Below are 24,085 nucleotides of genomic sequence, written 5' to 3' on the forward strand. Positions count from 1 at the left end.
AACGCCGGCCCGCGCCCCCGTACGGCACTGGCGGTGGACGCGGGCAACAGCAAGACGGACGTGGCGCTGGTGGACACCGCCGGCCGGGTCCTGGGCACGGCCCGCGGCGGCGGTTTCCGGCCGCACGCCGAGGGCGTGGAAGCGGCCGTGGCCGAGCTCGCCCGCCTGGTGGCCGCGGCGGGGGCGGGGCCGGGCGCCGCACCCGTGGACCACGTCCAGGCGTGCCTCGCCAACGCGGACCTCCCGGTGGAGGAGGAACGGCTGGCGGCGGCGATCGAACGGTACGGCTGGGGGCGGACGGTCACCGTCGTCAACGACACCTTCGCCCTGCTGCGGGCCGGGCTGCCGGACGGTTCCGCGCCCGAGGGCGTGGCCGTGGTGTGCGGGGCGGGCATCAACTGCGCCGGCCTGACGCCCGACGGCCGTACCGCCCGTTTCCCGTCCCTCGGCCGGATCTCGGGCGACTGGGGTGGCGGGAGCCACCTCGCGGGCGAGGCCCTGTGGTGGGCCGCCCGCGCCGCCGACGGCCGGGGCGGGCCCAGCGCCCTCGCGACCGCCCTGCCCGCCCACTTCGGGCTGCCGGGCATGCCGGAACTGATCGAGGCGCTGCACCTGGGCGCCGTCGCGCGGGCGCGGACGCACGAGCTGGCACCGGTCCTCTTCGCCGTCGCGGCGGCCGGCGACGCCGTCGCCCGGGCGATCGTCGCGCGGCAGGCCGAGGAGGTCGTGGTCATGGCACACACCGCGCTGACCAGGCTGGACCTGCTGGGCGAGCGGGTGCCCGTCGTCCTCGGCGGCAGCGTCCTGGCGGCCCGGCACCCGCTCCTCCACGACGACGTGCTCAAAGGGCTGGCCGCCCGCGCCCCCCGGGCCGAGCCGGTGGTGGTCACGGCCCCACCCGTCCTCGGCGCGGCCCTGCTCGCCCTGGACCTGCTGGGGGCGGAGGCCGGCGGGTACGCGGCGCTGCGGGCCCGATGGGCTTAGCGAAGAGGCCGATGGGCTTAGCGAAGAGGCCGGCGGCGGCCGGCGGGCCCACGGCCGCAGGCCCGGGCCGACCGCCCCTCCCCACCCGCCCGCGCGGAACCGCCCGGCACCCGCGTCGCGTGAACACCTGCACAGAGACCGGTCGACCGCGCCCCGCCCTGATCGCGATCCGAACAAGATCGCGAAGTACGTGGTGTCTTTGTCAGTCCCTGCCGCCATACTTCTGGCCAGGTGCCCGTCCCGCCCCGCGCCGGGTGGCGGCGGCGCACCGGCGACCAAGGGGGAGGTCTCGTGTCACAACCGCTGAGGACGGCCGCGCCGCCGGGGCCGAAGCCGGGCCCGGGGCAGGCACCGGGGCCGGCGGGGGTTCCGGCCCGCGGCTCGGAGCGCGCCGCCTGGCGCGCGCAGTTCGCCCGGATGCGGACGGCCGCGACGAGAACGGAGCCGGGCAGGCTCCGGGTGATCGGCGCCGCGCTGGCCGCGCTGCTGATCGCCTTCGGCGCGGTCACCGCCTGGCAGGTCACGGACCGGTCCCGGGCGGCCGACGCGGTCGTGGAGCGCAGCGAGCCCCTGAGCGCCGCCGCGGCGGACATCTACGCCTCGCTGGCGGACGCGGACACCACGGCGGCCACCGGCTTCCTCGCGGGATCCAAGGAGACGCACGGGGTGCGCCGGCGGTACGAGAAGGACATCGCCACCGCGTCCGAGCTGCTGGTCAAGGCGGCGGCCAACACCGGCGGTTCCCCGGCCGAGCGCGAGCAGATAGCGACGCTGAACGAGCGGCTGCCCGTCTACACGGGCCTGGTCGAGCAGGCCCGGGCCGACAACCGGCAGGGCCTGCCGCTGGGCGGCGCCTACCTGCGCTACGCCAGCGACCGCATGCGCCAGGACCTGCTGCCCGCCGCCCGCCGGCTGTACGAGGCGGAGCGTGACCGGCTGGCGGCGGACTACGCGGACGCCGAGGAACCGCCCTGGCCGGCGATAGCCGTGGGGCTGGTCGCGCTCGGGGCGCTCGTCTGGTTCCAGCGCCGCGCGTACCTGCGGACCAACCGGGTGTTCGACCGCGGCCTGCTGGCCGCGACGGCGACCACGCTGGTGGTGCTGGTGTGGCTGGGGGTGGGCCAGGGCCTGGCCCGGGCGGAGTTGCGGGACTCGTACGACCACGGCGCCAAGTCCCTCCAGGTGATCGGCATGGCCCGGATCAGCGCCCTCCAGGCGCACGGCGCCGAGAGCCTGTCACTGGTGGCGCGCGGCGCCGTCCTCACCGACGACGGCAAGGACGCCTACGAGGAGGGCTACGGGCGGGACATGCGCGACCTCTTCGGCGGCACGGGCGACTCGCCGTCCGACGAAAGCCTGCTGGGCAGGGCGGCGTCCCTCGCCGACGGCGCGGACGGCCGCGCCCCGGTCGCGGAGGCGATCGACGGGGTGCGCGACTGGAAGCGGCGGCACGACGCGGCCCGCGCGGCGGACGTCGCCGGCGACTACGACCGCGCGCTGCCGCAGGTGATCGGCGAACGGGACAGCACCGGCGAGTCGTTCGACCGCGTGGACACCGCGCTGCGGAAGGCGCTGGACCGCGAGAAGGACGACTTCCGGCAGGCCGCCGACGACGGGCGCGACGCCCTGACCGGGCTCGCGGTGGGCGCCGGCGTCCTCGCCGTGCTGGGCGCCGCCGCCGTGGTGACGGGCATCGGCCGCAGGCTCTCGGAGTACCGATGAGCGGGCCGGCGCGGAAAAACGGCACCCCACAGCGGATGAACACCGCACAGGGGAACGGCATCGCACGGACGGACGGGGGAGGGACCATGCGCGGCAACGGAAGAGCGGCCCCGGCGGCGGGGGTGGCAGCGGAAGGGGCGGGAGCGACGGCACGACGGCGCCGGACCGCCCGGACGGTGTTCGGCGCCACCGTCGCCATGCTCGTGACGTGCGCCCTGGCGGCGGTCACGGCCCTGCTCCTCCCCGGCGGCGGGCCCGGACGGGACGGCGGCCGGGGGACGGCGGCAGCGGTGCGCCCGGCCGCCGCGGCGGCGCCCGCCGCCGACTGCACGGACCCCGAGGCCAGCCTGCGCCCGTCCACCTCCGACGGCCCGGCCGTGCGCCGGATCAAGGAGCGCGGCCGGCTGATCGCGGGCGTCGACCAGAACAGCTACCGCTGGGGCTACCGCGACCCGGCCACGGGCAGGCTGGACGGCTTCGACATCGCGTTGGTGCGGGCCATCGCCAAGGCCATCCTGGGCGATCCGGACAAGGTGACGTTCCTGGCCATCCCCACCAATCAGCGCATTCCCGCCCTCAAGTCGGGCAAGGTGGATATCGTCGCGCGTACGATGAGCATCAGCTGCGACAGGATCAAGGAAGTTGCCTTCTCCACGGCCTACTTCCAGGCCGGCCAGCAACTGCTGGTACCCAAGGGATCGAAGGTCACCGGCCTCGACGACGCCTTGATGACCGGGCGGAAGATCTGCGCCGCCGCCGGCTCCACGGCCGAGGCCGAGCTGACGAAGCGGGCGGCGTCCGCGAGCGTGACCACCGTCCCCAACCAACTCGACTGCCTGGTACGGCTCCAGCTCGGCCAGGTCGACGCCATCCTCACGGACAACGCACTGGGCGCCGGACAGGCGGCGCAGGACCCGTCCGTGGTACTCGTCGGCAAACCGTTCACCACCGAGTACTACGGCGTGGCGATGAACCGCGGGGCGGAGGACCTGGTACGCCGGGTCAACGCGGTGCTGGACGACTACCGCGCGGGCGGCACGTCGAGCCCGTGGATGCAGGCGTACCGCCAGTGGCTGGCCCGCGCCGACCTCGGCATCACGGCTCCCCCGGAGCCCAAGTACCGGGACTGACGGGCGGAAACGCGGCCCCGGCCCGGCCGCCGGGCCCCGCGCACCCCGCGGGCGGCCCACCGGCACGCATCGGGCGGGCCCCGGCGAGGAAGGCGGGAACAGAGCGAGGGGAAAGGACCCGGGAGACACGGGAACGAAGCGGGAGGCCGACCGGCGGGCTCCCGGCACAGCACCGGTACGAAGCGGCGCGGGCCGCGGACAGGAGAGGGGACCGATGGCGGTCGCGGGGCCCACCGGGCCGGTCTTGAGCCGCGAGGAGGTCGACCGCGCGCTGGCGCGGCTCGGCGCGGAGCACGAGGCCGTCGAATCCTCCCTGCTCGCCCTGCAGGACCACGCCGGCCGCCGACTGCTGGAGGGCGCCGACCTGTCCGGCGTCACCAGAGCCCGGTGGGCGGTCGCCGAGCAGCTCATCAACCGGCTCTGGACGTACTTCGACGCCTACACCGACGCCCTCACCCGGGCCCGCGAGCTGCGCTCCCGCCGCCGCTGGCCGCACCAGAGCGAGCTGTCGGAGCTCACCGACCTGCTGCGCGGCGCCCGCGTCACCCTGCCGGCCGGCGACCCGTCCGCCGGACTGGCGACGCTCGGCGGCGCGGCCAAGCTGAGCGAGCGGCTGACCCTCGAAGAGCTCGTCGACCGGATGAACGGCTGGTACGCGCAGGCCCTGGACGTGGTGGTGGTCGCCGACGCCGTCTGGTCCGCGCTCCCCGCCCGCATCGACCTGCTCGCCGCCGAGCTGGGACGCACCCGCTCGCTGGCCCACTCCGTCGGCGTCCGCCCCGGCGAACACCCGTCCGGGGACGACCTGGAGGAGATCACCCGCGAACTGTCCGCCCTGCGGGCCGAGGTGATATCCGACCCGCTGGCCTTCTGGACGGGCGCCTCCCCGAGCTCCGCGCCCGGCGGCGGCCGCGCCGACACCACGCGCTACGACCGCGCCGCCCGTGCCCTGGAGGACGTCCGGCGGGAGATCGAGGCGGTGCTGACGGTCCGGCAGGACGCCGAGCAGCGGCTGATGCGGGTGCGCGACGTCCTCTCCCGGGCGGATCGCACCCTGGAGGAGGCCCGGCAGGCCCGCGCGGAGGTGCTGTCCAAGATCGCGGCCTCGGTGGTCCCCGCCGTCTCCGGCCCGCCGACCGCCCTCTACGAGCAGCTGTCCGCCGCCGCCGAGCACCGCAGACGCGCCCGCTGGCACCGGCTCTCGCCGCTCCTGGAGAGCCTGGAGCAGCGCGCCGAGGAGGAGTTGCTGCGGGCCCGCGCCTCGCTGACCGCGGTCACCGCGCCCCTGGCCGTCCGGGCGGAACTGCGCGGCCGGCTGGACGCCTACCGGGCGAAGGCGGGCCGGCACGGTCTGGCGGAGGATCCGTTCATCGGCGAACGCTACGACGTCGCCCGCCGGATGCTCTGGAGCGCTCCCTGCGATCTGACGGCCGCCGAACAGGCCGTCCTGCGCTACCAGCAGGCGGTCTCCGGGGCCCTGGCCCCGCCGGGCAACGGAAGCCCGGGCCACAGCGTCCATGACCACAGGGGGGAAAGATGAGCGGAGAGAACGGCACCACGGCCTGCCAGCGGCCGGGCTGCGGGGGCACCTACGAGGACGTCGGCGGCGGCGAGACGTACTGCGACACCTGCGGCCTCGCGCCGGTCGTCTCGCCCACGGGGACGCTCTCCTCGCCGGCCACCGGCATCGTCGCGGGCGGCACCGGAGGACGGTCCTCCGAAAGATCGACGAGCTCGACGGGGCCGACGGGTTCCACCCAGCCACCCTCCTCGACCCGTTCCACCCGGTCCTCCCGCTCCGCCCCCTCCCGCCGTTCGGTGTCCGGCCGCCTGTCCCGCTCCACCCTCGGCGACGGAAGCACGCCCTCCCGCCCGGTGTCCGTCCGCAGTTCACGCTCCGGAACCGCCGCCTCCGCCCGGAACAGGCTGGGTGCCGGCCTGGTCAGCATGCCGGGCGTGCCGCGCCCCGACCCCCGCGCGGCGGTCCTGGCCAACCCCGAGGTGCCCGAGCGCAAGCGTTTCTGCAGCAAAAGCGACTGCGGCGAGCCGGTGGGCCGCTCGCGCGGCGACCGCCCCGGCCGCACCGAGGGCTTCTGCACCAAGTGCGGCCACCCCTACTCGTTCGTCCCCAAGCTGCGCGCCGGCGACGTCGTACACGGGCAGTACGAGGTGGCGGGCTGCCTGGCCCACGGCGGCCTGGGCTGGATCTACCTGGCCATGGACCGCGCGGTCTCCGACCGCTGGGTCGTCCTCAAGGGCCTGCTCGACACGGGCGACGAGGACGCGCTCGCCGTCGCCCTCGCCGAGCGCCGCTTCCTGGCCGAGATCGAACACGCCAACATCGTCCGCATCTACAACTTCGTCGAGCACCTCGACCAGCGGACCGGCAGCCTCGACGGCTACATCGTCATGGAGTACGTCGGCGGCAAGTCCCTCAAGGACATCGCCAACGAGCGCCGGCTGCCGGACGGCCGGCGCGACCCGCTGCCCGTCGAACGGGCCTGCGCCTACGGCATCGAGGCCCTGGAGGCGCTCGGCCACCTGCACAGCCGCAACCTGCTCTACTGCGACTTCAAGGTCGACAACGCGATACAGCAGCAGGACCAGCTCAAGCTGATCGACATGGGCGCGGTCCGGCGGATGGACGACGACGAGAGCGCCATCTACGGCACGATCGGCTACCAGGCGCCCGAGGTCGCCGAGGTCGGCCCGTCCGTCGCCTCCGACCTGTACACGGTGGCCCGCACCCTCGCCGTCCTCACCTTCGACTTCCAGGGCTACACCAACGTCTTCGTCGACAGCCTGCCCGACCCGGACAACATCGAGGTCTTCAGCCGCTACGAGTCGTTCTACCGGCTGCTGGTCCGCGCCACGGACCCCGACCCGGCCCGCCGCTTCTCCTCGGCCGCGGAGATGGCCGACCAGCTCACGGGCGTCCTCCGGGAGGTGGTGTCGCTCCAGACGGGCACCCCGCGGCCCGCCCTGTCCACGCTGTTCGGGCCCGAGCCGCGGGTGGTGGACACCGTCCTGTTCGCGGACGAGGCCGGGGACGCCTCGGCGCTCGGCGCCCGCCCGTCCCGTTCCGTGCTGTCGCGGGCGCCCCGGCAGGCCCCGCCGCCCGTCGCCGCCGCGCCCCCGGCCATGCCGCCCGCCCTGGCGCCGCTCGACGTGCCCGCCGCCGCGTTCGCGCTGCCCGTCCCGATGGCCGACCCGTCCGACCCCAACGCCGGCTTCCTCGCCGGTCTGCTCTCCGCGCGCCCGGCGGAGACCTACGCGGCCCTCCAGGCGGCGCCCGTCAACTCGCTGGAGCTGCGGCTGCGCCGCTTCCGGGCCCAACTGGAGCTCGGCGAGCTCGTGCACGCCGGGAAGGCGATGGCCTCCCTGGAGGCCGAGTACCCCGACGACTGGCGGATCGTCTGGTACCGCGGCCTGCACGCGCTGGTGACCGGCGACAAGGAGACCGCCGCGCTCTCCTTCGACGCCGTCTACGACGCGTTCCCGGGCGAGCCGGCCCCCAAGCTGGCCCTCGGCGTCTGCGCGGAGGTCCTGGGCCAGCTCGACAACGCCGCCGAGTACTACCGTCTGGTGTGGAGCACCGACCCCGGCTTCGTCAGCGCCGCCTTCGGGCTGGCCCGGGTGCGGCTGGCGGCCGGGGACCGCACCGGCGCGGTGGAGGTGCTGGAGTCCGTGCCGGAGGCGTCCATCCACTTCACGGCGGCCCGCGTCGCGGCGGTCCGCGCCCGGCTGCGCCACCGGTCGCCGCACGAGCACCTGCTCGACGACCTGACGGCCGCCGCCGGGCAGGTCGAGCGGCTCTCGGAGGTCGGCCTGGACCAGGAGCGCCGCGAGCGGCTGGCCACGGAGGTGCTGGGCACCGCCCTGGACTGGGTGCTGTCCGGCCGCGCGGGCGCGCCGGTCGCGGACGGCCGGCGGACCGCCCTGCTCGGCGCCGGCACGGACGAACGGAGCCTGCGCTTCGGGCTGGAACGCTCGTACCGCGTGCTCGCACGCCTCGCCCGGGACGGCGGGGAAAGGATCGAACTGGTGGAACGGGCCAACCGCTTCCGCCCCAGGACATGGGTGTGATCGATGTCGCAACTGCCGCAATCCGCACAGCTGACGGCCTGTCCCGTCTGCCATGAGCCGTTGGACCCCGCCGACAACTTCTGCGGCGGCTGCGGCGCGGACCTCTCGGCGGCGGCCCCTGCGGCGGTCCCCCCGGCGGCGGTACGGCCGGGGACTCCCGGCGGACCGCCCGCTACCGCGAGCCGGACGGCCACCGGCCGGCCCCGCCCGGAACGCCGGCCGTCCCGGGTCAGACCGGGCTCCCACCGGCTGGCACATCCGGCGCGTACGCCACTTCCGCGGCGTCCGGCACTCCCGGCACGGCAGGCACTCCCGGCGCGTCCGCCGCTCTCGGCGCGTCCGGCACTCCCGGGGCGACCGGCACGACGAGCGCGACAGGCCGCCGGCGCGTCTGCGGGGCCTGCCGGTCCGGCATGATCGACGACGACGGGTACTGCGAGCACTGCGGGCATGCACAGCCGCGCGAACGGGATCACATGGAGCACGAGACGCCGGGCGTCGCCGCGGTCAGCGACCGCGGCCTGCGCCACCACCGCAACGAGGACGCCTTCGCGGTGTCGACCACGACCCAGCCGGACGGCGGCACGGCCGTCCTCGCCGTCGTCTGCGACGGCGTGTCGTCCGCCGCCCGGTCCGACGAGGCGTCGACCGCCGCGAGCGCCGGCGCCCTGGCCTCCCTGGAGGCCGCCCTCGCGGCCGGCACCCCGCCGCGGGAGGCCACCCACCGGGCGATCCTGGACGCCGCGCGGGCGGTCGACGCCCTGGCCTCGTCCGGCCACCGGGCCCGCGAGCACCGCCACCACCAGCAGGAGAACGCTCCCGCCTGCACCATCGTCAGCGCCGTCATCACCGGGGAACTGCTGACCGTCGGCTGGGTCGGCGACAGCCGCGCCTACTGGGTCCCCGACGACCGCGCCACCCAGCCCGCCCGGCTCACCGAGGACGACTCCTGGGCCGCCCAGATGGTGGCGGCCGGCCTGCTGTCGGAGGCGGAGGCGTACGCGGACGAGCGCGCCCACGCCATCACCGGCTGGCTGGGCGCGGACGCCTACGAAGTGGAGCCGCACACCGCGGCGTTCCAGCCGGACCGGCCCGGCGTCGTCATCGTCTGCACCGACGGCCTGTGGAACTACGCCGAGACCGCCGAGCGGATGGCCGCCGTCGTCCCCTCCGACGCCCGCGAGCGGCCCCTGGAGACCGCGCGCAGGCTGGTCGGTTACGCCCTTGACGGCGGGGGCACGACAACGTAACCGTTGCGGTACTGCCGTTCCCCGCCCGCTCCGCGGAGCCGGGGGCGGCCTGACGCCCGAGCGTCAACGGGGGGATCCGCACGCCGGTGCCGGGGGAGGCGCCGCGCGCGTCCGTCCGTCCGTCGGTCGCCATGTGACCAGGTGAGTGCGAAGGAGCGGATCGGATGTCGAACTTGTCCAAGCCGGACGTACCGCGTTTCTCGGTCGACGTGTACCAGAACGAGTTCCTGCCGGAGGGCGGGCGCGAGGTGAACGCGATCGTCACCGTGACGTCCACCGGCGGCGGGACGGCCGCCGGCGCGTCGGCCGCGTCGGCGCCGGACACCGCCGTGGTGATCATGGTGGACTGCTCCGGCTCGATGGATTACCCGCCGGCCAAGATGCGCAACGCCCGGCAGGCCACGGCCGCGGCGATAGACGTGCTGCGCGAGGGCGTCTCCTTCGCGGTGGTGGCCGGCACCCACCAGGCCAAGGAGGTCTACCCCGGGCTCGGCCGGCTGGCGGTCGCCGACGCCACCACCCGCGCCCAGGCGAAGGAGGCGCTGCGCAAGCTGACCCCCGGCGGCGGCACGGCCATCGGCACCTGGCTGCGGCTGGCCGAACGGCTGTTGGCCTCGTCCGACGCCTCCATACGCCACGGCATCCTGCTCACCGACGGCCGCAACGAGCACGAGGAGCCGGACGCCCTGCGGGCCTCCCTGGACGCATGCGCCGGAAGGTTCACCTGTGACGCGCGGGGCGTGGGGACGGACTGGGAGGTCAAGGAGGTCACCGGCATAGCCTCCGCCCTGCTGGGCAGCGCCGACATCGTCGCCGACCCGTCGGCCCTGGCGACCGACTTCACCGGGATGATGGAGAACGTCATGGGCAAGGAGCTCGCCGACGTCTCGCTCCGGCTGTGGACCCCGCAGGGCACCGAGGTGCAGTTCGTGAAGCAGGTCGCGCCCACCGTAAGGGACCTGACGGACCGTCGGACCGAGGCCGGTCCCCGCGCGGGCGACTACCCCACCGGCTCCTGGGGAGACGAGTCCCGCGACTACCACGTGTGCGTGCGGGTGCCCGACGCCGGTGTGGGCCGGGAGATGCTGGCCGCCCGGGCGTCCCTGGTGCGGCCCACGCGCGACGGCTCGGCGGAGGTCCTGGCCCAGGGCCTGGTCCGGGCGGTATGGACGGACGACCTCGCCGCCTCCACCACGATCAACCCGCAGGTCGCGCACTACACCGGCCAGGCCGAGCTGGCGCAGGCCATCCAACAGGGCCTGGAACTGCGCAAGTCCGGCGACCTGGACGGCGCCACGGCCAAGCTCGGCCGGGCCGTGCAGCTCGCCAGCCGATCCGGCAACGAGGACACCGCGAAACTGCTGGCCAAGGTGGTGGACGTGGTGGACGCCGTGAACGGTACTGTGCGGCTGAAGGCCAAGGTCTCGGCCGAGGCGGAGAAGACATTGGAGACACGCTCGACCAAAACGGTCCGCGTGAAGAAGTAGCACGCCGGCCGGGCGAACACCGCAAGGTCATGGGAACACCGGAAACGGCGCAAGAGGGGGAACGACCGACATGCCGACCTGCCCGAACGGTCACCAGTCGGTGGCCGACGACTGGTGCGAGGTGTGCGGCCACCGGATGACCGGGGTCTCCGCGCCCACGGGTGCCGTCCCTCCGCCACCACCGCCCACAGCACCCCCTTCCTACCCGGGAGGCACGGCCGAGGCCACCATGCAGGCGGAACTCTGCCCGCAGTGCCGCACGCCCCGCGAGGCCCAGGCGCCGTTCTGCGAGGAGTGCGCGTACAACTTCCTCACCGGGACCGCCTCGCCGTACGTGACCCCGCCGCAGCCGCACGGCTTCCAGTCGGCCCCTCCCCCGCCGCCGCAGCCCACCCCGCCGCACACCTTCGACTACCACGGCTCCCGCCCGTCACGGATCAACCGCGCGGCGGAACCGCTGACTCCGCAGCACACGTCGCCGGGCCCCGCCGGGGACGACGACTGGATGCTGCCCCCGCCGGCCCCCGCGCCCGACAACCCGTACGCGTACGAGCCGGGGCTTCAACAGCCGGCACAGCCGGCGCCACCGGCCGGCTGGGTCGCGGTGATAGCTCCCGACCGCGACTACTTCCGGTCGATGATGAACCGCAGCGGACCCGAGGCGGCCGGCCTCAACCTGCCCGCCTACTCTCCCGAGCAGCAGTGCCGCCTCACCGGCCCCCAGGTCACCATCGGCCGCCGCCGGCACAGCACGGGCGAGTCCCCCGACATCGACCTCTCCCGCCCCCGGAGGACCCGGGCGTCTCCCACCAGCACGCCGTGCTGGTGGAGCAGCCGGACGGCGGCTGGGCCGTGGTCGACCAGGACTCCACCAACGGCACCACGATCAACGGCTCCGAGGAGCCGATCCAGCCCTACGTCCCGGTCCCGCTGAACGACGGCGACCGGGTCCACGTGGGCGCCTGGACGACGATCACCGTCCGGCGCGGCTGAGGCGTCGCACGGGCCGGCGTCCCCTTCCGGCCGGGGAGTCCTACGACGGGAGTCCTCGGCCGGGTCGTCTGCGACCATGGAGGGGTGAAAGAGATTCCGCGCGGCACGCTTCAGGAGCAGACCTTCTTCGAGCAGGTCGGCGGCGAGGAGACCTTCCGGCGCCTGGCCCACCGCTTCTACGAGGGGGTGGCCGAGGACCCCCTGCTCCGGCCCATGTACCCCGAAGGCGACCTCGGCCCCGCCGAGGAGCGCATGGCCCTCTTCCTCATGCAGTACTGGGGCGGCCCCCGCACCTACAGCGAAAACCGCGGCCACCCCCGCCTCCGCATGCGCCACGCCCCTTTCACCGTCGACCGGGCCGCCCACGACGCCTGGCTCCGCCACATGCGGGAGGCGGTGGACAGCCTGGACCTCTCGCAAGCGCACAAGGACGAGATGTGGCGCTACTTGACGTATGCGGCGGCGTCGATGATCAACACACCGGAGTGAATCAGCCTGTCCGGCTCCCGCCCAGCCCGTCCGGCATCTGAGGACAAGCGGCGTAGCCGCTTTCGGGGGGCCGGGGCTCGGCCCCCGGGAAACGGCGAAAGGGCGGGGCCGGGGCACCCTCCCAAGACCGTCACACAGGCGTGACGGTCAACCCCCCGACCCCACCGCCACCGGTCCGCACCGCGACGGACCCGTAAGGCGTCCGCAACCGCAACCACCCGCCGGCGGCGAAGAGCGCCAAAGGCTCCGCGTCGGCGGGGCCGCCCGCGCCCGCGGCGGCGCGCACCCGCGAGGGACGCAAAAACCCGAGCGCCTGAGCCGCGTGCACCACCCGCAACGGCACCCCCGTCTCCCCGAGCGTCCGCGACCAGATCTCCCGCCCGATGCGGTCCCGCTCGGCCCTGTTCCGCCGCTGCGCGGGCAACGCCTCGTCGCGGGCCCGGAACTCCCCGACCGCCGCGGCGACGACGCCGCGTACCTCCTCGACGGAAGGCAGCCCGGGCACCCGGCGCCAGCCGCCGCGCGGCGGCAGCACGCCGGCCCACGGCGGCCCGGTGACGGTCTCGGGAACAGAGACGTCAAGCCCGCCCCCGACCGGGGAACCGGCATCGATCTCATCGGCCAGCCGCCCGGCCGACACGGTCACATCGAGCGCGCCCTCGTCACTCACCCGAGCGGTACGGATGGCGAGGACCTCGAAGGACGGCGGGCGCCCGAAAACGCCGAGCACCCCGCCCCCCGCCTGCAGCCGCACCGCGGCCGCCCGGTCGTAGTGGATCAGCCGGGCCAGGAAGGCGGCCAGGTCGGCGGCCTCCCGGGCGTCGGCGAACCGCAACCGCGGCCCCCGCGAAGAGGGGGCCGGAGGCGGAGCCGGGGACGCCGTCATACGGCGACGGCCCCCTCGACGGCGTCGGCCGGGTCGGCGTCCGGCTCGTCGTCCCGGAACTCCGCCAGCAGCTCCCGCTCCTCCTCGGAGATCCGCCGCGGCCGCCCGGTCTCCCGGTCGATCGGCACGACGACCGTGGACGCCCGGGCGTACACCCGGTCCTCGTCCTTGATCTCGTAACCGACGGTCAGCGAGGAGCGGGAGATGTGCGTCACCCAGCTCTCGATGACCACCGGCTCGGGCCGGTGGACGAGCGGCCGGAGGTAGTCGATCTCGTGCCGGGCCACCACGGACCCGTCCGAGAACGAGTGCTTCCCCTTGCCGAACGCGGAACTGAAGAGGAAGTCGATCCGGGCCTCCTCCAGGTACCGGAGGAACACGGCGTTGTTGACATGGCCGAAGGCGTCCATGTCGGACCAGCGCAGCGGGCAGGAGTAGGTATGGCGCGCCACGTCAGCCCCGGGTGAGCTTCTTGTAGGAAGCACGGTGCGGACGCGCGGCGTCCGGGCCGAGCCGCTCGATCTTGTTCTTCTCGTAGGACTCGAAGTTGCCCTCGAACCAGAACCACTTGGAGTCGCCCTCGTACGCCAGGATGTGGGTGGCGACGCGGTCGAGGAACCAGCGGTCGTGGGAGACGACCACGGCCGCGCCGGGGAAGTCCAGCAGCGCGTTCTCCAGCGAGGACAGGGTCTCGACGTCGAGGTCGTTGGTCGGCTCGTCGAGGAGCAGCAGGTTGCCGCCCTGCTTGAGGGTGAGCGCCAGGTTGAGGCGGTTGCGCTCACCGCCGGAGAGCACGCCGGCCGGCTTCTGCTGGTCCGGGCCCTTGAAGCCGAACGCGGAGACGTAGGCGCGGGACGGCATCTCGACCTGGCCGACGTTGATGTAGTCCAGCTCGTCGGAGACGACGGCCCACAGCGTCTTCTTGGGGTCGATGTTGGAGCGGCTCTGGTCGACGTAGGAGATCTTGACGGTCTCGCCGACCTTGATGGTGCCGGAGTCCGGCTTCTCCAGACCCTGGATCATCTTGAAGAGGGTCGTCTTGCCGGCGCCGTTCGGGCCGATGACGCCCACGATGCCGTTGCGCGGCAGCGTGAACGACAGGTCGTCGATGAGGACCTTGTCACCGAACGCCTTGGAGAGGTTGCTGACCTCGACGACGACGGAGCCCAGACGCGGGCCCGGCGGGATCTGGATCTCCTCGAAGTCCAGCTTCCGCATCTTGTCGGCCTCGGCGGCCATCTCCTCGTAGCGGGCCAGACGCGCCTTCGACTTGGCCTGGCGGCCCTTGGCGTTGGAGCGGACCCACTCCAGCTCTTCCTTGAGCCGCTTCTGGCGCTTGGCGTCCTTCTGGCCCTCGACCTTCAGACGGGCGGCCTTGTTCTCCAGGTAGGTGGAGTAGTTGCCCTCGTAGGGGTGGGCGCGGCCGCGGTCGAGCTCCAGGATCCACTCGGCGACGTTGTCGAGGAAGTACCGGTCGTGGGTGATCGCCACGACGGTGCCCGCGTACTTGGCGAGGTGCTGCTCCAGCCAGTTCACGGACTCGGCGTCGAGGTGGTTGGTGGGCTCGTCGAGGAGCAGCAGGTCGGGGGCCTCCAGCAGCAGCTTGCAGAGGGCGACGCGGCGCTTCTCACCACCGGAGAGGTTGACGACCGGCCAGTCGCCGGGGGGCAGCCCAGGGCGTCCATGGCCTGCTCCAGCTGGGCGTCCAGGTCCCAGGCGTTGGCGTGGTCCAGCTCCTCCTGGAGCTTGCCCATCTCCTCCAGCAGCGCGTCGGAGTAGTCGGTGGCCATCAGCTCGGCGATCTCGTTGAACCGGTCGAGCTTGCCCTTGGTCTCGGCGACGCCGTCCTGGACGTTCTCCAGCACCGTCTTGGACTCGTCGAGCTCCGGCTCCTGCATGAGGATGCCGACGCTGTAGCCGGGCGACAGGAAGGCATCGCCGTTGGAGGGCTGCTCCAGACCGGCCATGATCTTCAGGACGGTGGACTTACCGGCGCCGTTCGGGCCGACCACACCGATCTTCGCACCGGGCAGGAAGCTCAGCGTCACGTCATCGAGGATGACCTTGTCGCCGTGCGCCTTGCGCGTCTTGCGCATGGTGTAGATGTACTCAGCCAAGAGAAACCGTCCGGCATTCGAGAAGGGCCAATGTGCGGCTCCGCCGCGTGAGGGCAGACACACCCATCTTGCCGTACCGGCGGCCCGGGGCGAAAACGCGATTCGGCACGGCCCGGGGCGGTGCGCCGCCCCGTCACGCCGGGAGGCGCCGGCCGTGCCCGCCCGCGCCGGGCCCGGCGTCACTCTCCGGAAGCCTCCGAGGCGGCGTTCCTGCGCCGCCGCAGGAGGTACACCGTCGCGGCGCCGACCACCACCAGGGCCGCCCCGACGCCCACGGCCGTCGGCGTGGTGCCGCTGCCGCCGGTGTCCGCGAGGTCACGGTCCGCGGCGGCCCCTCCGGAGCCTCCGCCGCCGGGCCCGGGGCCACCACTCGGCGCACCCGACGTGCCCGGCGCTCCCGGCGTACCGGACGGGGAGGGCGGCGGGCCCGCGGCCGTCGCGTCCTTCGCCTCCAGCCCCTCCCGGCCGGCGGTGTCGCCGGTCCGGCAGTCGAGCACCCCGGAGACGGTCGTGGAGGCTCCGTCGGGCCCGTCGACGCCGATCCGGTACGCCTGGTCCTCCGCGACCTTGACCAGGACCGTCTCGGACGTGTTCGGCTTCACCGTGTGCGGCGCGCCGGCTATCCGGAAGGCGTAGGGCGCGTCACCCCGGTTGGCGACGGTGATCTCCACGCCGCCCTTGGCGCAGTCCTTCCGGGCGGACACCGCGGGGGCGGCGCCCTTGTCCGCCCACGCGGCGACGGCGCCGGCGGTGGCGGTGCTGCGGCTGGAACCGGCCAGGATCATCGTCTGGGTGCGGACCCGGTCGCCGGTGAACACCCGGCCGACCGGGACCTGGGTGTTGGCGGTGGCCATGACCCCGGCCGCTCCGGGCCGGGCGCCGGCGGGCACCCCGAAGTAGAGCTGTCCGCCGTCGCCGAGGGTGGTGACGGGTTTGCCCGCCTTGTCCACGATGCGTATGTTCCGGGCGATCGCCTCCGCGGTGGGCGTGAGGGTGACGCTGTCCGCGGTGGTCCGGACCGTGACCGGGCCGATCCGCCCGCCGGACCGGCCGGACACGGCGAGCGTGTCCAGAGAGAGGGATGCCTTGGGCTCCGCCAGGTCCTCGGCGTTCTTGTAGAGGTAGTCGGCGAGCTTCTCGGCCGCGGGGTTGTCGGCCTCGACGGTGGCGCCGTCCGAGTAGCGCCAGATGGCGACCTGGGTGCCGGCCGCGGCGAGGCCGGGGTCGAGGGTGCCGGTCCCGGCCTTCTCGGCGAGCGCGGCGAGGTCGTCGACCTGGGGGTAGGAGTTCTGCAGGATCCACCGGATCCGGCCCGCGTTCCGGTTGCGCCGCAGCGAGGACTCGCCCCAGCTCACCTCCCGGTAGTTGGCCCCGTTGACGGTCGCCGCCTCGGCGTCGACGCAATAGGTCTGCACCGTTCCGCCGCCGTCGACCTTCATCTCGTACAGCCCGGCCGCGACGGGGGTCGACGTGCCGCCCTTCTTGAGGTGCGCTCCGGATCTGGCGGGCATCTCGCTGCCCAGCACCGCGCTGACGCCCCCCGAGTGCTGCGGCGCCTCCGCCGCCACCGCGTCGGCCGCGGACGCCGCTCCGGCCGCCGACACCGCACCGGTCAGGGCGAGGGCCCAGGCCAGGACGGCCGCGGCGGGGCGCGCGGGCCACCGCCTCGTTCTAGAGCTCATGGACTTCCTTTCGGGCGCGCGCGAGCCGTCGCAGGGCCTCACGCGACACTCCGGGCAATTCAAAAGCGGCAGCCCCCGTTGGTACGTGTGGGGGATCCTATGAAGCGCCCACGACGCGAACGCCGCGCACGCCTGCCGGGCGGACGATCCGAATCGGAATCGTTATCGGAACCAGGTGTTCAGTCCGGGTTTATCGACAAATCACCCGGACAAACGCCGCACTTCAAGGGGCGCTTGGCACCAACGAGCCGTCGACCATCCCCATGCCCTCACGAACCGAGAACTCGTCAGATGGCTCACCGGCCTTCGTGGTCCGGGCCGGCAACGCCTCCGCCCCGCCCACGACCGCGCCCATCCGCGCCGCCTCCACGTCCGTGACCACCTTCCCCATGACGCCCGCCAGGCGCACCGGTTCGACCGGCAGCGGCCGCGCCGGCGACACCCTGCGGAACGCCGAGGTCCCGCGCGCGAGATCGTGCCCGATCGCCACCGCGTCGATGTCCGCCGACGTCCACCGTCTCCCGTCCCGCTCCTGGGTGTTGATGCGCAACTTGCCTTGCACCAGCACCGGTTCGCCGATCGTCACCGAGGCGACCACGTTGCTCGCCAGCGTGCGCCACGCCCACACCGAGTAGAAGCTCGTGTAGGCGTCGGCCCACTCCTCCCGCCCCCGGTCCCAGCGGCGCACCGTCGCGGCGAGCCGGAAGCGGGCGACGGCCGCCCCGTTGGCGGCTTTCCGGAAGTCGGGCTGGGTCGCCACATTGCCCACGACCGTCACCAGTGTCTCGTTCATCGCGCTGTCTCCCCCGTTTCACGACAGCCGGGACCATGCGCGCGGCACGGCACGCCCCCGGCGAGGGCGGTGAAGCCGCCCGTGACCTCATCGTGCACGCGGCGGGCAAGGGCCGCCGGGGCCTGTGGACAGCGGGCGAGCACACGGGAGAAATCCGTCACTCACAGGAGCGCACAGTCGCCCCTCTGCTCCCTCTCCTCACCCATCAAGCGATTGCCGACGGGTTTTTCCACAAGCCGGGTCCGCACCACCCTGCTGTCGCCGCCCGGATTCACCAAGTTCCTCGGACTCACCCCTCCCCCGCGGCCACCACGTACTGCCCCCGCAGCTCCCGGTACCGCAGCAACTCCGCCGCCACCGGCTCCAGCACCCGTTCCCGCCCGCAGGCCGCCGCGGCGTTCCGCAGCCGCCGTTCCGTCTCCAGTCCGTACCCCCGGGCCGGCCCCCGTGCGGCCATCCGGCAGCCCCACGACAGCAGCGGCGCCCCCGCCGCGCAGCCCGCCGTCAGCCCGGCGGGCACCCACCAGGGCACCCCCGTGCCGCCGCAGAGCGCGGTCAGGAGCCACACCAGTCCACCCAGTTGCAGCAGCACCAGCATCACCTGAGCAGCCGTGGCCAGGGCCCACCACCGGGGCCGCACCAGCCGGGGCGCGCCCCCGCCGCGCGTCCGCCCGACGCCCGTACGCCCGGCCCCCCTACGCCCGGCGCCCGTACGCCGTCCCCCGGTACGCCGGTCCCCGGCACGCCAGCCGCCGGTCCGCCGGTCCCCAGTACGCCGGCCGCCGGTGCGCCACCCGCCCGTATCCCGGCCGGCAGCACGCCGTCCGCCCGCCCTCGCGCCCTCCGCGCCACCGGACGAGGGCTTCGCCGCCCGTCGCCCGCCCACCCACCGGACGCCGGACGCGCCACGGCGTGCGGCGGGCAGGGACGCCGCCGCGCCGGCCTCGTCCAGGGCCTCGGACAGTCCCTCGGCACCGTTGACGGCGGCCTCGCGGACGGCCAGGGCCCACGGTTCCGGCAGCCCGGCGGACGCCTCGTGCACCAGCGCGCGCACGGCCTGCTCGACCAGCGGCCGGGAGGCGGTACGCCGCTGCGGCGGCGCCACGTCCGTACCACTGCCCGCACCGGCCTCACCCGTGCGCGCTCCCCGGGTCTTTCGGTAATGCCGCCAGGCGTGGCCCCAGACCGTCCCGCAGGCCCGTTCGGCGCCGCGCAGCCAGGTCCGTTCGGCACGCAGCCCGGACGCGCGGGCGCCGACCGCCTCCGCCAGCCGGTCCTCGAAGTCCAGCCGCGCCCCGTCCGTCAGCCCGGGCCGGCCCTCGGCGACGTAGACGGGCCGCAGCCGGGCCGAGGCGCCGTCGACGTCGGCGGTGAGGCGCAGTTCGGCGGCCTTCCTGCGGGTGACGAACTGACCGAGGACTTCCCGCAGTTCGCCGACTCCTTCGCCGGTCAGCGCGGACAGCGCCAGGACGGCCGCCCCGGGCTCACCGTGCTCGCCGAGGGCCAGGCCGTCCTCGTCGAGGAGCCGCCGCAGGTCGTCCAGGACCTGGTCCGCGGCGTCCCCGGAGAGCCGGTCGAGCTGGTTGAGGACGACGAAGGTGACCTCCGCGTAGCCGGCCAGCGGGCGGAGGTAGCGCTCGTGCAGCACCGCGTCGGCGTACTTCTCGGGGTCGACCACCCAGATCACCGCGTCCACCAACTCCAGCAGCCGGTCCACCTGCTCGCGGTGGCCGGCCGCCGCCGAGTCGTGGTCCGGGAGGTCGAGGAGGACGAGACCCGCGAACGCGGGGTCGCGGGGGCGCGGCGGCTTGCGGCGCGCCCCCTCCGCGATCCCGAGCCGGTCCAGCAGTCCGTCCGCGCGGTCGGTCCAGGCGCAGGCGACGGGCGCGGAAGTGGTGGGCCGGCGCACCCCGGCCTCGGAGAGCTGGGCGCGGGCGAGGGTGTTGAAGAGGGTGGACTTGCCGCTTCCGGTCGATCCGGCGATGGCCACGACCGTCAGGTCGAGGGGGTGCCGCTGGCGGACGGCGGCCTCCTCCAGCACGCGTCCGGCCTCGTCGAGCGTTCCGCCGTCGAGCCGCGCCCGGGAGAGCCCGACCAGTTGGCGGAGGGCGTCGAGGCGGGTGAGGAGGGGGCCGCCGAGAACGGTGGCGACGCTCGGCGCCGGGCGCGCGGGAGCCGCCGGGCGCTCCCGCTGTTCCTGGTGCGCCTTGTCCGGCCGCGTACGCTCCGGGCGCGCGCGGCGGGCGATGAGACCGTCGTCCCAGGAACGGTCGACGGCGTCGGACGCGGGCGGCCTCCCCGGCCCGCGGCGGCTGTCGGCTGAATGCACCGCGGTCACCTTTCCTTCTGCAACACGGATAGCGCGGCGATGAGTTCGACCTGGTGGTCGGGGGTCACGTCGAGGGCTTCCAGGGGGGCGGTCCTGCGGTCGCGCTCGGTCTCCAGCACGCGCTCCACGCACTCGTCGAGGAGCGCGCCGCCGCGTTCGCGCAACCGGAGCGCGCTCCGGGCGCCGAGCGCCTCGGCGAGCGCCTCGCTCGCGGACTGCGCCCGCCGCCCGCCCAGCAGCGCAGCGGCGAGCAGCGCGGTCACCCGGTCGGCGTCGGGAAGCCCACCGCGTTCGGAACCGTGCGCGGGACGGACCTGCCGAACCTGACGCGCCTCCCGCGTCCCACGAACCTCACGCACCTCCTCCTCCGCGTGCTCCTCCAGGCAGCGGCGCCAGTAGCGCACGGCCACCCCGATCCGGGCGGCGGCGCCGTCCGCGTCCCGCGGGGCCAGCGCGGTGGCGGCGGCCGGGTCGCCCGCGCAGGCGGTGGCGATCTCCTCGTCGGCGGCGTCGACGGCGCAGGCCAGGAGGGCGATGAAGGCGTTGGTAAGGGCGGTCAGCAGCTCGTCGGAGGTGCTGTCGCGCGGGTGGCCGCGCCAGTGCGTGAGCGCGTCGCCGGCCAGCGCCTCGCCACCGGCCGCGTCCCGCCGGACCCGGTCCGCGGCCCGGGCGTACGCGTCCTCGACCCGCTGGAGCAGCCGCACCGCCGCCGAGTGCTGCCCCGCCGCGGCCCCGGCCAGCCCCGGCAGCCGCGAACCGAGCGAGGCCAGCACGCCGTTGGCGGTACGGGCCCGCGCCACCGTCCGCGAGGCGGGGTCCTGGGCGCGCTGGATCAGCCAGGCCCGCAGCCCCGCCACGGCCGTGACCGGCAGCAGCCCGCTCCCGCCGGCCACCGACTCGGGCAGCTCGGGAATGGTGAACCGGGGGACGTCCCCCAGCCCCGCCGCCTCCAGCAGCGCCCCGAACTGCCGCGCCACCTCCCCCGTCACCTGGTGCGGCACCCGGTCCACGACGGTGGCCAGCGTGACGTCGTACTCCTTGGCCGCCCGCAGCAGGTGCCAGGGCACCGCGTCCGCGTACCGGGTGGCCGTGGTGACCAGCACCCACACGTCCGCCGCGCAGATCAGCTGCGCGGCCAGCTCCCGGTTGCGCTCCACGAGGGAGTCGATGTCGGGCGCGTCCAGCAACGCCAGCCCGCGGGGCAGCGCCCGGTCGGTCTCCAGCCGCAGCCCGGGCCGGTCGTCGTCCTCGTCACCCGAAGGGGTCACCTCTACGGGAACGTCCTCCAGCAGCCCGTCCCGTACGGGCCCCCTCACCCTCCGCAGCGCCGGCAGCACCCGCGGCCCGGCGAACCAGTGGTGATCGTCCGGATTGCAGACGAGCACCGGCACCCGCGTCGTCGGCCGCAGCACCCCCGCCTCCGTCACCCGCCGCCCCACCAGCGAGTTCACCAGCGTGGACTTCCCCGCCCCGGTGGATCCCCCGACCACCGCGAGCAACGGCGCTTCGGGGGCGCACAACCGGGGCACGAGGTAGTCGTCAAGCTGCGCCAGAAGCTCGGCCCGGTTGCGACGGGCGCGAACGGCGCCGGGAAGGGGGAGCGGAAACCGAGCGGCCTCGACGCGGTCCCGCAGTGCGGACAGCGCGTCGATCAGCCGGGGCCGTACGTCCAAGGTCGCCACATGTGCAGAATGCCCAATTCTGAGGTGTTTTTGAAGCGTATAGACCATGCCGCGCGGGGCGTGGCGAATGGGGCCCGGGCATAACGAGTACACAACACCCGCCGCAGGAGGCGTCAAAAACGGTGCACGATTCGCACTCGCCTGCGATTATCAGGACCGCTTCACCGAACCTCCACATCGTGTCACGGAGGTGAAGCAACCGGGACGAGGTACGCGGAGCCCTATCCTTGTCCCCGGCAAGGTCACGGCACCACCGAGCCCGGGGCTTCAGCCGTCCGCGACACCGCCGCACCACACCGGCCCCCGTAGCTCAGTGGATAGAGCAGGCGCCTTCTAAGCGCTTGGCCGCAGGTTCGAGTCCTGCCGGGGGCGCACGGTCAGACCCTCCCTTCGGGAGGGTCTTTTTGCTGGTCAGCGTGGGGGTGCTTGGTTCCGGGGCTGCTGTTGTTCTCGATCTGTGTCGGATCCGACGCGGACGGCGGCCGCACGAGGGGCGGTTGCGGGCGCATACTGGAGGCAATGACTAAGCCTGCTGCACTGAAGCGCCATCTGCCCACCAGCCCCTTCGCGGCCAAGGTCACACCGGCTCCCAAGGACTTCGCCGTGGGCGACCAGGTAACGCACGACATGTACGGACTCGGCCGGGTGACCGGTGTCGAGGACGGGATCGCCGTGCTCGTGGATTTCGGATCCACGGAAGAGCGGATCTTGAGTCCGTACGCCAAGATGACCAAACTCTAGGACCTCTGTGCCGTGTCTCGGCACGCCGGTCCCTCCGCGGGCCGGCAACGCAAAGGGAGACCTCTCATCGACTCGACCTCGCTGTTCTCTGCCCCGGAAGGGGCACACCACCGCTCGGCCCTCGAACTGCCGCCTCCGACGACGAACCCCTTCCAGGCCCCGGACTTCGGGGAGGACGAGGCCGTCGCGGCCGAGGATCCGGTCACGAGTACGTCGCTCTGAAGTGACGCCCCTTCTTCGATAGGAGGGGCGTTCTTTTGTCGGAGGGGCAGGTGGGTGGGCAGGTCAGGCCGCCTGCGGGTCGGGCCGGCTGCCGGTCGGGCCGCTGCGGGCCAGGCCGGTCGTCCGGCTGCTTCGGAGCCTCCCGTTCCGGGTTTCCCGTGGGGCGGGAGGCTCCGATGTCAGGACGGGTCGGGCCACGACACGTGCGGACGGACAGGTCAGCCCGTCTGCGGCAGCAGGGCCGCCCGCTGCTTGAGCGGTTCCCACCAGGCGCGGTTGTCGCGGTACCAGGCGATCGTCTCCGCCAGAGCCTCCTCGAAGTCTCGGACCGGCCGGTAGCCCAGCTCGTCGCGGATCTTGCTCCAGTCGAGCGAGTAGCGGCGGTCGTGGGCCTTGCGGTCCTCGACGTGCCGGACGAGCGACGGGTCCGCGCCGACCGCCTTCACCAGCATGTCGGTGAGCTCGCGGTTGGTCAGTTCGGCGCCGCCGCCGATGTGGTAGATCTCGCCAGCCCGGCCGCGGGTGCGGACGAGCTCGATGCCGCGGATGTGGTCGTCGATGTGCAGCCAGTCGCGGACGTTGCGCCCGTCCCCGTAGAGCGGCACCTCCAGGCCGTCCATCAGGTTGGTGACGAACAGCGGTATCAGCTTCTCGGGAAAGTGGTGGTGGCCGTAGTTGTTGGAGCAGCGGGTGACGCGTACGTCGAGGTCGTGGGTGCGGTGGCAGGCGAGGGCGAAGAGGTCGCCGGCCGCCTTGGCCGCCGCGTAGGGCGAGTTGGGGGACAGCGGCGCGTCCTCGGTCCAGGAGCCGTGGTCGATCGACCCGTAGACCTCGTCGGTGGAGATGTGCACGAAGACCCGGACACCGTTGTGCAGCGCCGCGTCCAGGAGCCTCTGGGTGCCCAGCACATTGGTGCGGACGAAGGCGTCCGCCTCCCGTACGGAACGGTCGACGTGTGACTCGGCGGCGAAGTGGACGATCTGGTCGTGCTCGGCGGCCAGCCGGTCGACCAGACCGATGTCGCAGATGTCGCCCTGGACGAAACGGAAGCGGTCGGAGTGGCGGACGGGGTCGAGGTTGGCCGGGACGCCGGCGTAGGTGAGCTTGTCGAGGACGGTGAGGTACGGGCGTTCCGGTCCGTCCCCGGCCAGCAGGGTGCGGACGTAGTGGGAACCGATGAACCCGGCGCCGCCGGTGACGAGGATCCTGGGAGCGGCGGCGGTCTTCTGCGCGGCGGTGCGCGTCTCCGTGGTGCGCGTCTCAGTGCTCATGGGGACAGCTCTACCGTGCCGTGATCGTCCGCTACCAGGCGGTGGGCGTGCGGAGATCCGGGGCCTGGCCCTCCGGATCGCGGTGGTCATCTTCCGTTCGCCGCGGCGGGAGGAGTTCTCGCGGCGGTCGGAGCGAAACCGCGCCTCGCTTGACTTGGCATGGAATTCATGTCCTTGGAATTACCCGCCGACGCGATTTGACACCGCGGGAAAACATGCTC

The 24,085-nt window shown here is 73.9% G+C and carries 17 protein-coding genes, 1 tRNA gene and 2 pseudogenes; 11 read left to right on the forward strand and 9 right to left on the reverse strand.

Annotated features, from left to right (window positions below):
- Nucleotides 1-33: 33 nt before the first annotated feature.
- The 4 genes from ACQEVS_RS11880 to ACQEVS_RS11895 all read left to right on the forward strand — a co-directional run bounded on the left by ACQEVS_RS11880 (nucleotide 34) and on the right by ACQEVS_RS11895 (nucleotide 5,376).
- A complete protein-coding gene (locus ACQEVS_RS11880; RefSeq protein WP_433019080.1) occupies nucleotides 34-984 on the forward strand; it encodes an N-acetylglucosamine kinase in 951 nt (316 codons plus the stop codon).
- Nucleotides 985-1,275: 291 nt separating this feature from the next.
- Nucleotides 1,276-2,706: a hypothetical protein gene (locus ACQEVS_RS11885; protein ID WP_433019083.1), complete on the forward strand. Its 1,431-nt coding sequence runs from the start codon at nucleotides 1,276-1,278 to the stop codon at nucleotides 2,704-2,706.
- A 197-nt stretch (nucleotides 2,707-2,903) separates the two neighbouring features.
- A complete protein-coding gene (locus tag ACQEVS_RS11890; protein WP_433027480.1) occupies nucleotides 2,904-3,836 on the forward strand; it encodes a glutamate ABC transporter substrate-binding protein in 933 nt (310 codons plus the stop codon).
- A 214-nt stretch (nucleotides 3,837-4,050) separates the two neighbouring features.
- On the forward strand, nucleotides 4,051-5,376 hold the full coding sequence (locus tag ACQEVS_RS11895) for a hypothetical protein (RefSeq protein WP_433019086.1): 1,326 nt from the start codon (nucleotides 4,051-4,053) through the stop codon (nucleotides 5,374-5,376).
- A gap of 49 nt (nucleotides 5,377-5,425) precedes the next feature.
- Here ACQEVS_RS11895 and ACQEVS_RS11900 read toward each other — a convergent pair whose 3' ends face one another.
- Nucleotides 5,426-5,785 (reverse strand): hypothetical protein, encoded by a 360-nt coding sequence (locus ACQEVS_RS11900; RefSeq protein ID WP_433019089.1) that lies wholly within the window; start codon nucleotides 5,783-5,785, stop codon nucleotides 5,426-5,428.
- Between ACQEVS_RS11900 and ACQEVS_RS11905 the strand changes: the two genes are divergently transcribed.
- The 5 genes and pseudogenes from ACQEVS_RS11905 to ACQEVS_RS11925 all read left to right on the forward strand — a co-directional run bounded on the left by ACQEVS_RS11905 (nucleotide 5,784) and on the right by ACQEVS_RS11925 (nucleotide 12,141).
- On the forward strand, nucleotides 5,784-7,922 hold the full coding sequence (locus ACQEVS_RS11905) for a tetratricopeptide repeat protein (RefSeq protein ID WP_433019092.1): 2,139 nt from the start codon (nucleotides 5,784-5,786) through the stop codon (nucleotides 7,920-7,922). The genes ACQEVS_RS11900 and ACQEVS_RS11905 overlap by 2 nt on opposite strands.
- Nucleotides 7,923-8,335: 413 nt before the next feature.
- Entirely contained in the window at nucleotides 8,336-9,172 is an 837-nt protein-coding gene (locus tag ACQEVS_RS11910; RefSeq protein ID WP_433019095.1) for a PP2C family protein-serine/threonine phosphatase, read from the forward strand.
- A gap of 164 nt (nucleotides 9,173-9,336) precedes the next feature.
- Nucleotides 9,337-10,659, forward strand: a complete 1,323-nt coding sequence (locus tag ACQEVS_RS11915) for a VWA domain-containing protein (protein ID WP_433019098.1) — start codon at nucleotides 9,337-9,339, stop codon at nucleotides 10,657-10,659.
- 70 nt (nucleotides 10,660-10,729) lie between these two features.
- A pseudogene (locus tag ACQEVS_RS11920) lies at nucleotides 10,730-11,652 on the forward strand (FHA domain-containing protein).
- 84 nt (nucleotides 11,653-11,736) lie between these two features.
- A complete protein-coding gene (locus tag ACQEVS_RS11925) occupies nucleotides 11,737-12,141 on the forward strand; it encodes a globin (protein ID WP_433019101.1) in 405 nt (134 codons plus the stop codon).
- Between the two features lie 130 nt (nucleotides 12,142-12,271).
- Here ACQEVS_RS11925 and ACQEVS_RS11930 read toward each other — a convergent pair whose 3' ends face one another.
- From ACQEVS_RS11930 to ACQEVS_RS11960, 7 genes and pseudogenes are all read right to left on the reverse strand, one after another.
- Nucleotides 12,272-12,976 carry a hypothetical protein gene (locus ACQEVS_RS11930; RefSeq protein ID WP_433019104.1) on the reverse strand — a complete coding sequence of 235 codons (705 nt, stop codon included), beginning with the start codon at nucleotides 12,974-12,976 and terminating at the stop codon, nucleotides 12,272-12,274.
- Between the two features lie 47 nt (nucleotides 12,977-13,023).
- Nucleotides 13,024-13,479 (reverse strand): acyl-CoA thioesterase, encoded by a 456-nt coding sequence (locus ACQEVS_RS11935; RefSeq protein ID WP_433019107.1) that lies wholly within the window; start codon nucleotides 13,477-13,479, stop codon nucleotides 13,024-13,026.
- Nucleotide 13,480: 1 nt separating this feature from the next.
- Nucleotides 13,481-15,144, reverse strand: a pseudogene (gene ettA / locus ACQEVS_RS11940) (energy-dependent translational throttle protein EttA).
- A gap of 179 nt (nucleotides 15,145-15,323) precedes the next feature.
- A complete protein-coding gene (locus ACQEVS_RS11945; RefSeq protein WP_433019110.1) occupies nucleotides 15,324-16,826 on the reverse strand; it encodes a thioester domain-containing protein in 1,503 nt (500 codons plus the stop codon).
- Between the two features lie 223 nt (nucleotides 16,827-17,049).
- The gene (locus ACQEVS_RS11950; protein ID WP_433019113.1) at nucleotides 17,050-17,619 is read right to left on the reverse strand and encodes a single-stranded DNA-binding protein; all 570 of its coding nucleotides are present in this window, start codon (nucleotides 17,617-17,619) and stop codon (nucleotides 17,050-17,052) included.
- A gap of 289 nt (nucleotides 17,620-17,908) precedes the next feature.
- Nucleotides 17,909-19,957: a GTPase gene (locus ACQEVS_RS11955; RefSeq protein ID WP_433019116.1), complete on the reverse strand. Its 2,049-nt coding sequence runs from the start codon at nucleotides 19,955-19,957 to the stop codon at nucleotides 17,909-17,911.
- Entirely contained in the window at nucleotides 19,954-21,621 is a 1,668-nt protein-coding gene (locus ACQEVS_RS11960; protein ID WP_433027483.1) for an ATP-binding protein, read from the reverse strand. Before ACQEVS_RS11960 ends, ACQEVS_RS11955 begins: the two co-directional genes overlap by 4 nt.
- 308 nt (nucleotides 21,622-21,929) lie before the next feature.
- On the opposite strand from ACQEVS_RS11960, the gene ACQEVS_RS11965 reads away from it, so the two are divergent.
- Both ACQEVS_RS11965 and ACQEVS_RS11970 read left to right on the forward strand, forming a co-directional pair.
- A tRNA-Arg gene (locus ACQEVS_RS11965) sits at nucleotides 21,930-22,002 on the forward strand.
- Nucleotides 22,003-22,149: 147 nt separating this feature from the next.
- Complete coding sequence (locus tag ACQEVS_RS11970) at nucleotides 22,150-22,371, forward strand: CarD family transcriptional regulator (RefSeq protein ID WP_224347147.1); 222 nt, start codon at nucleotides 22,150-22,152, stop codon at nucleotides 22,369-22,371.
- A gap of 440 nt (nucleotides 22,372-22,811) precedes the next feature.
- Here ACQEVS_RS11970 and rfbB read toward each other — a convergent pair whose 3' ends face one another.
- Nucleotides 22,812-23,864, reverse strand: coding sequence for a dTDP-glucose 4,6-dehydratase (rfbB, locus tag ACQEVS_RS11975; RefSeq protein ID WP_433019121.1), 1,053 nt, complete (start codon nucleotides 23,862-23,864; stop codon nucleotides 22,812-22,814).
- Between the last annotated feature and the right edge of the window lie 221 nt (nucleotides 23,865-24,085).

The sequence above is a fragment of the Streptomyces sp. CA-181903 genome (genome assembly GCF_050937075.1).
Taxonomy (GTDB): domain Bacteria; phylum Actinomycetota; class Actinomycetes; order Streptomycetales; family Streptomycetaceae; genus Streptomyces.

Bases quoted from the DNA above. Each gene is read 5' to 3' on its own strand.
- ACQEVS_RS11890 (WP_433027480.1), top strand. From the start codon at position 2,904: ATGCTCGTGACGTGCGCCCTGGCGGCGGTCACGGCCCTGCTCCTCCCC.
- ACQEVS_RS11895 (WP_433019086.1), top strand. From the start codon at position 4,051: ATGGCGGTCGCGGGGCCCACCGGGCCGGTCTTGAGCCGCGAGGAGGTC.
- ACQEVS_RS11905 (WP_433019092.1), top strand. From the start codon at position 5,784: ATGCCGGGCGTGCCGCGCCCCGACCCCCGCGCGGCGGTCCTGGCCAAC.
- ACQEVS_RS11900 (WP_433019089.1), bottom strand. From the start codon at position 5,785: ATGCTGACCAGGCCGGCACCCAGCCTGTTCCGGGCGGAGGCGGCGGTT.
- ACQEVS_RS11910 (WP_433019095.1), top strand. From the start codon at position 8,336: ATGATCGACGACGACGGGTACTGCGAGCACTGCGGGCATGCACAGCCG.
- ACQEVS_RS11915 (WP_433019098.1), top strand. From the start codon at position 9,337: ATGTCGAACTTGTCCAAGCCGGACGTACCGCGTTTCTCGGTCGACGTG.
- ACQEVS_RS11945 (WP_433019110.1), bottom strand. From the start codon at position 16,826: ATGAGCTCTAGAACGAGGCGGTGGCCCGCGCGCCCCGCCGCGGCCGTC.
- ACQEVS_RS11950 (WP_433019113.1), bottom strand. From the start codon at position 17,619: ATGAACGAGACACTGGTGACGGTCGTGGGCAATGTGGCGACCCAGCCC.
- ACQEVS_RS11970 (WP_224347147.1), top strand. From the start codon at position 22,150: ATGACTAAGCCTGCTGCACTGAAGCGCCATCTGCCCACCAGCCCCTTC.
- rfbB (WP_433019121.1), bottom strand. From the start codon at position 23,864: ATGAGCACTGAGACGCGCACCACGGAGACGCGCACCGCCGCGCAGAAG.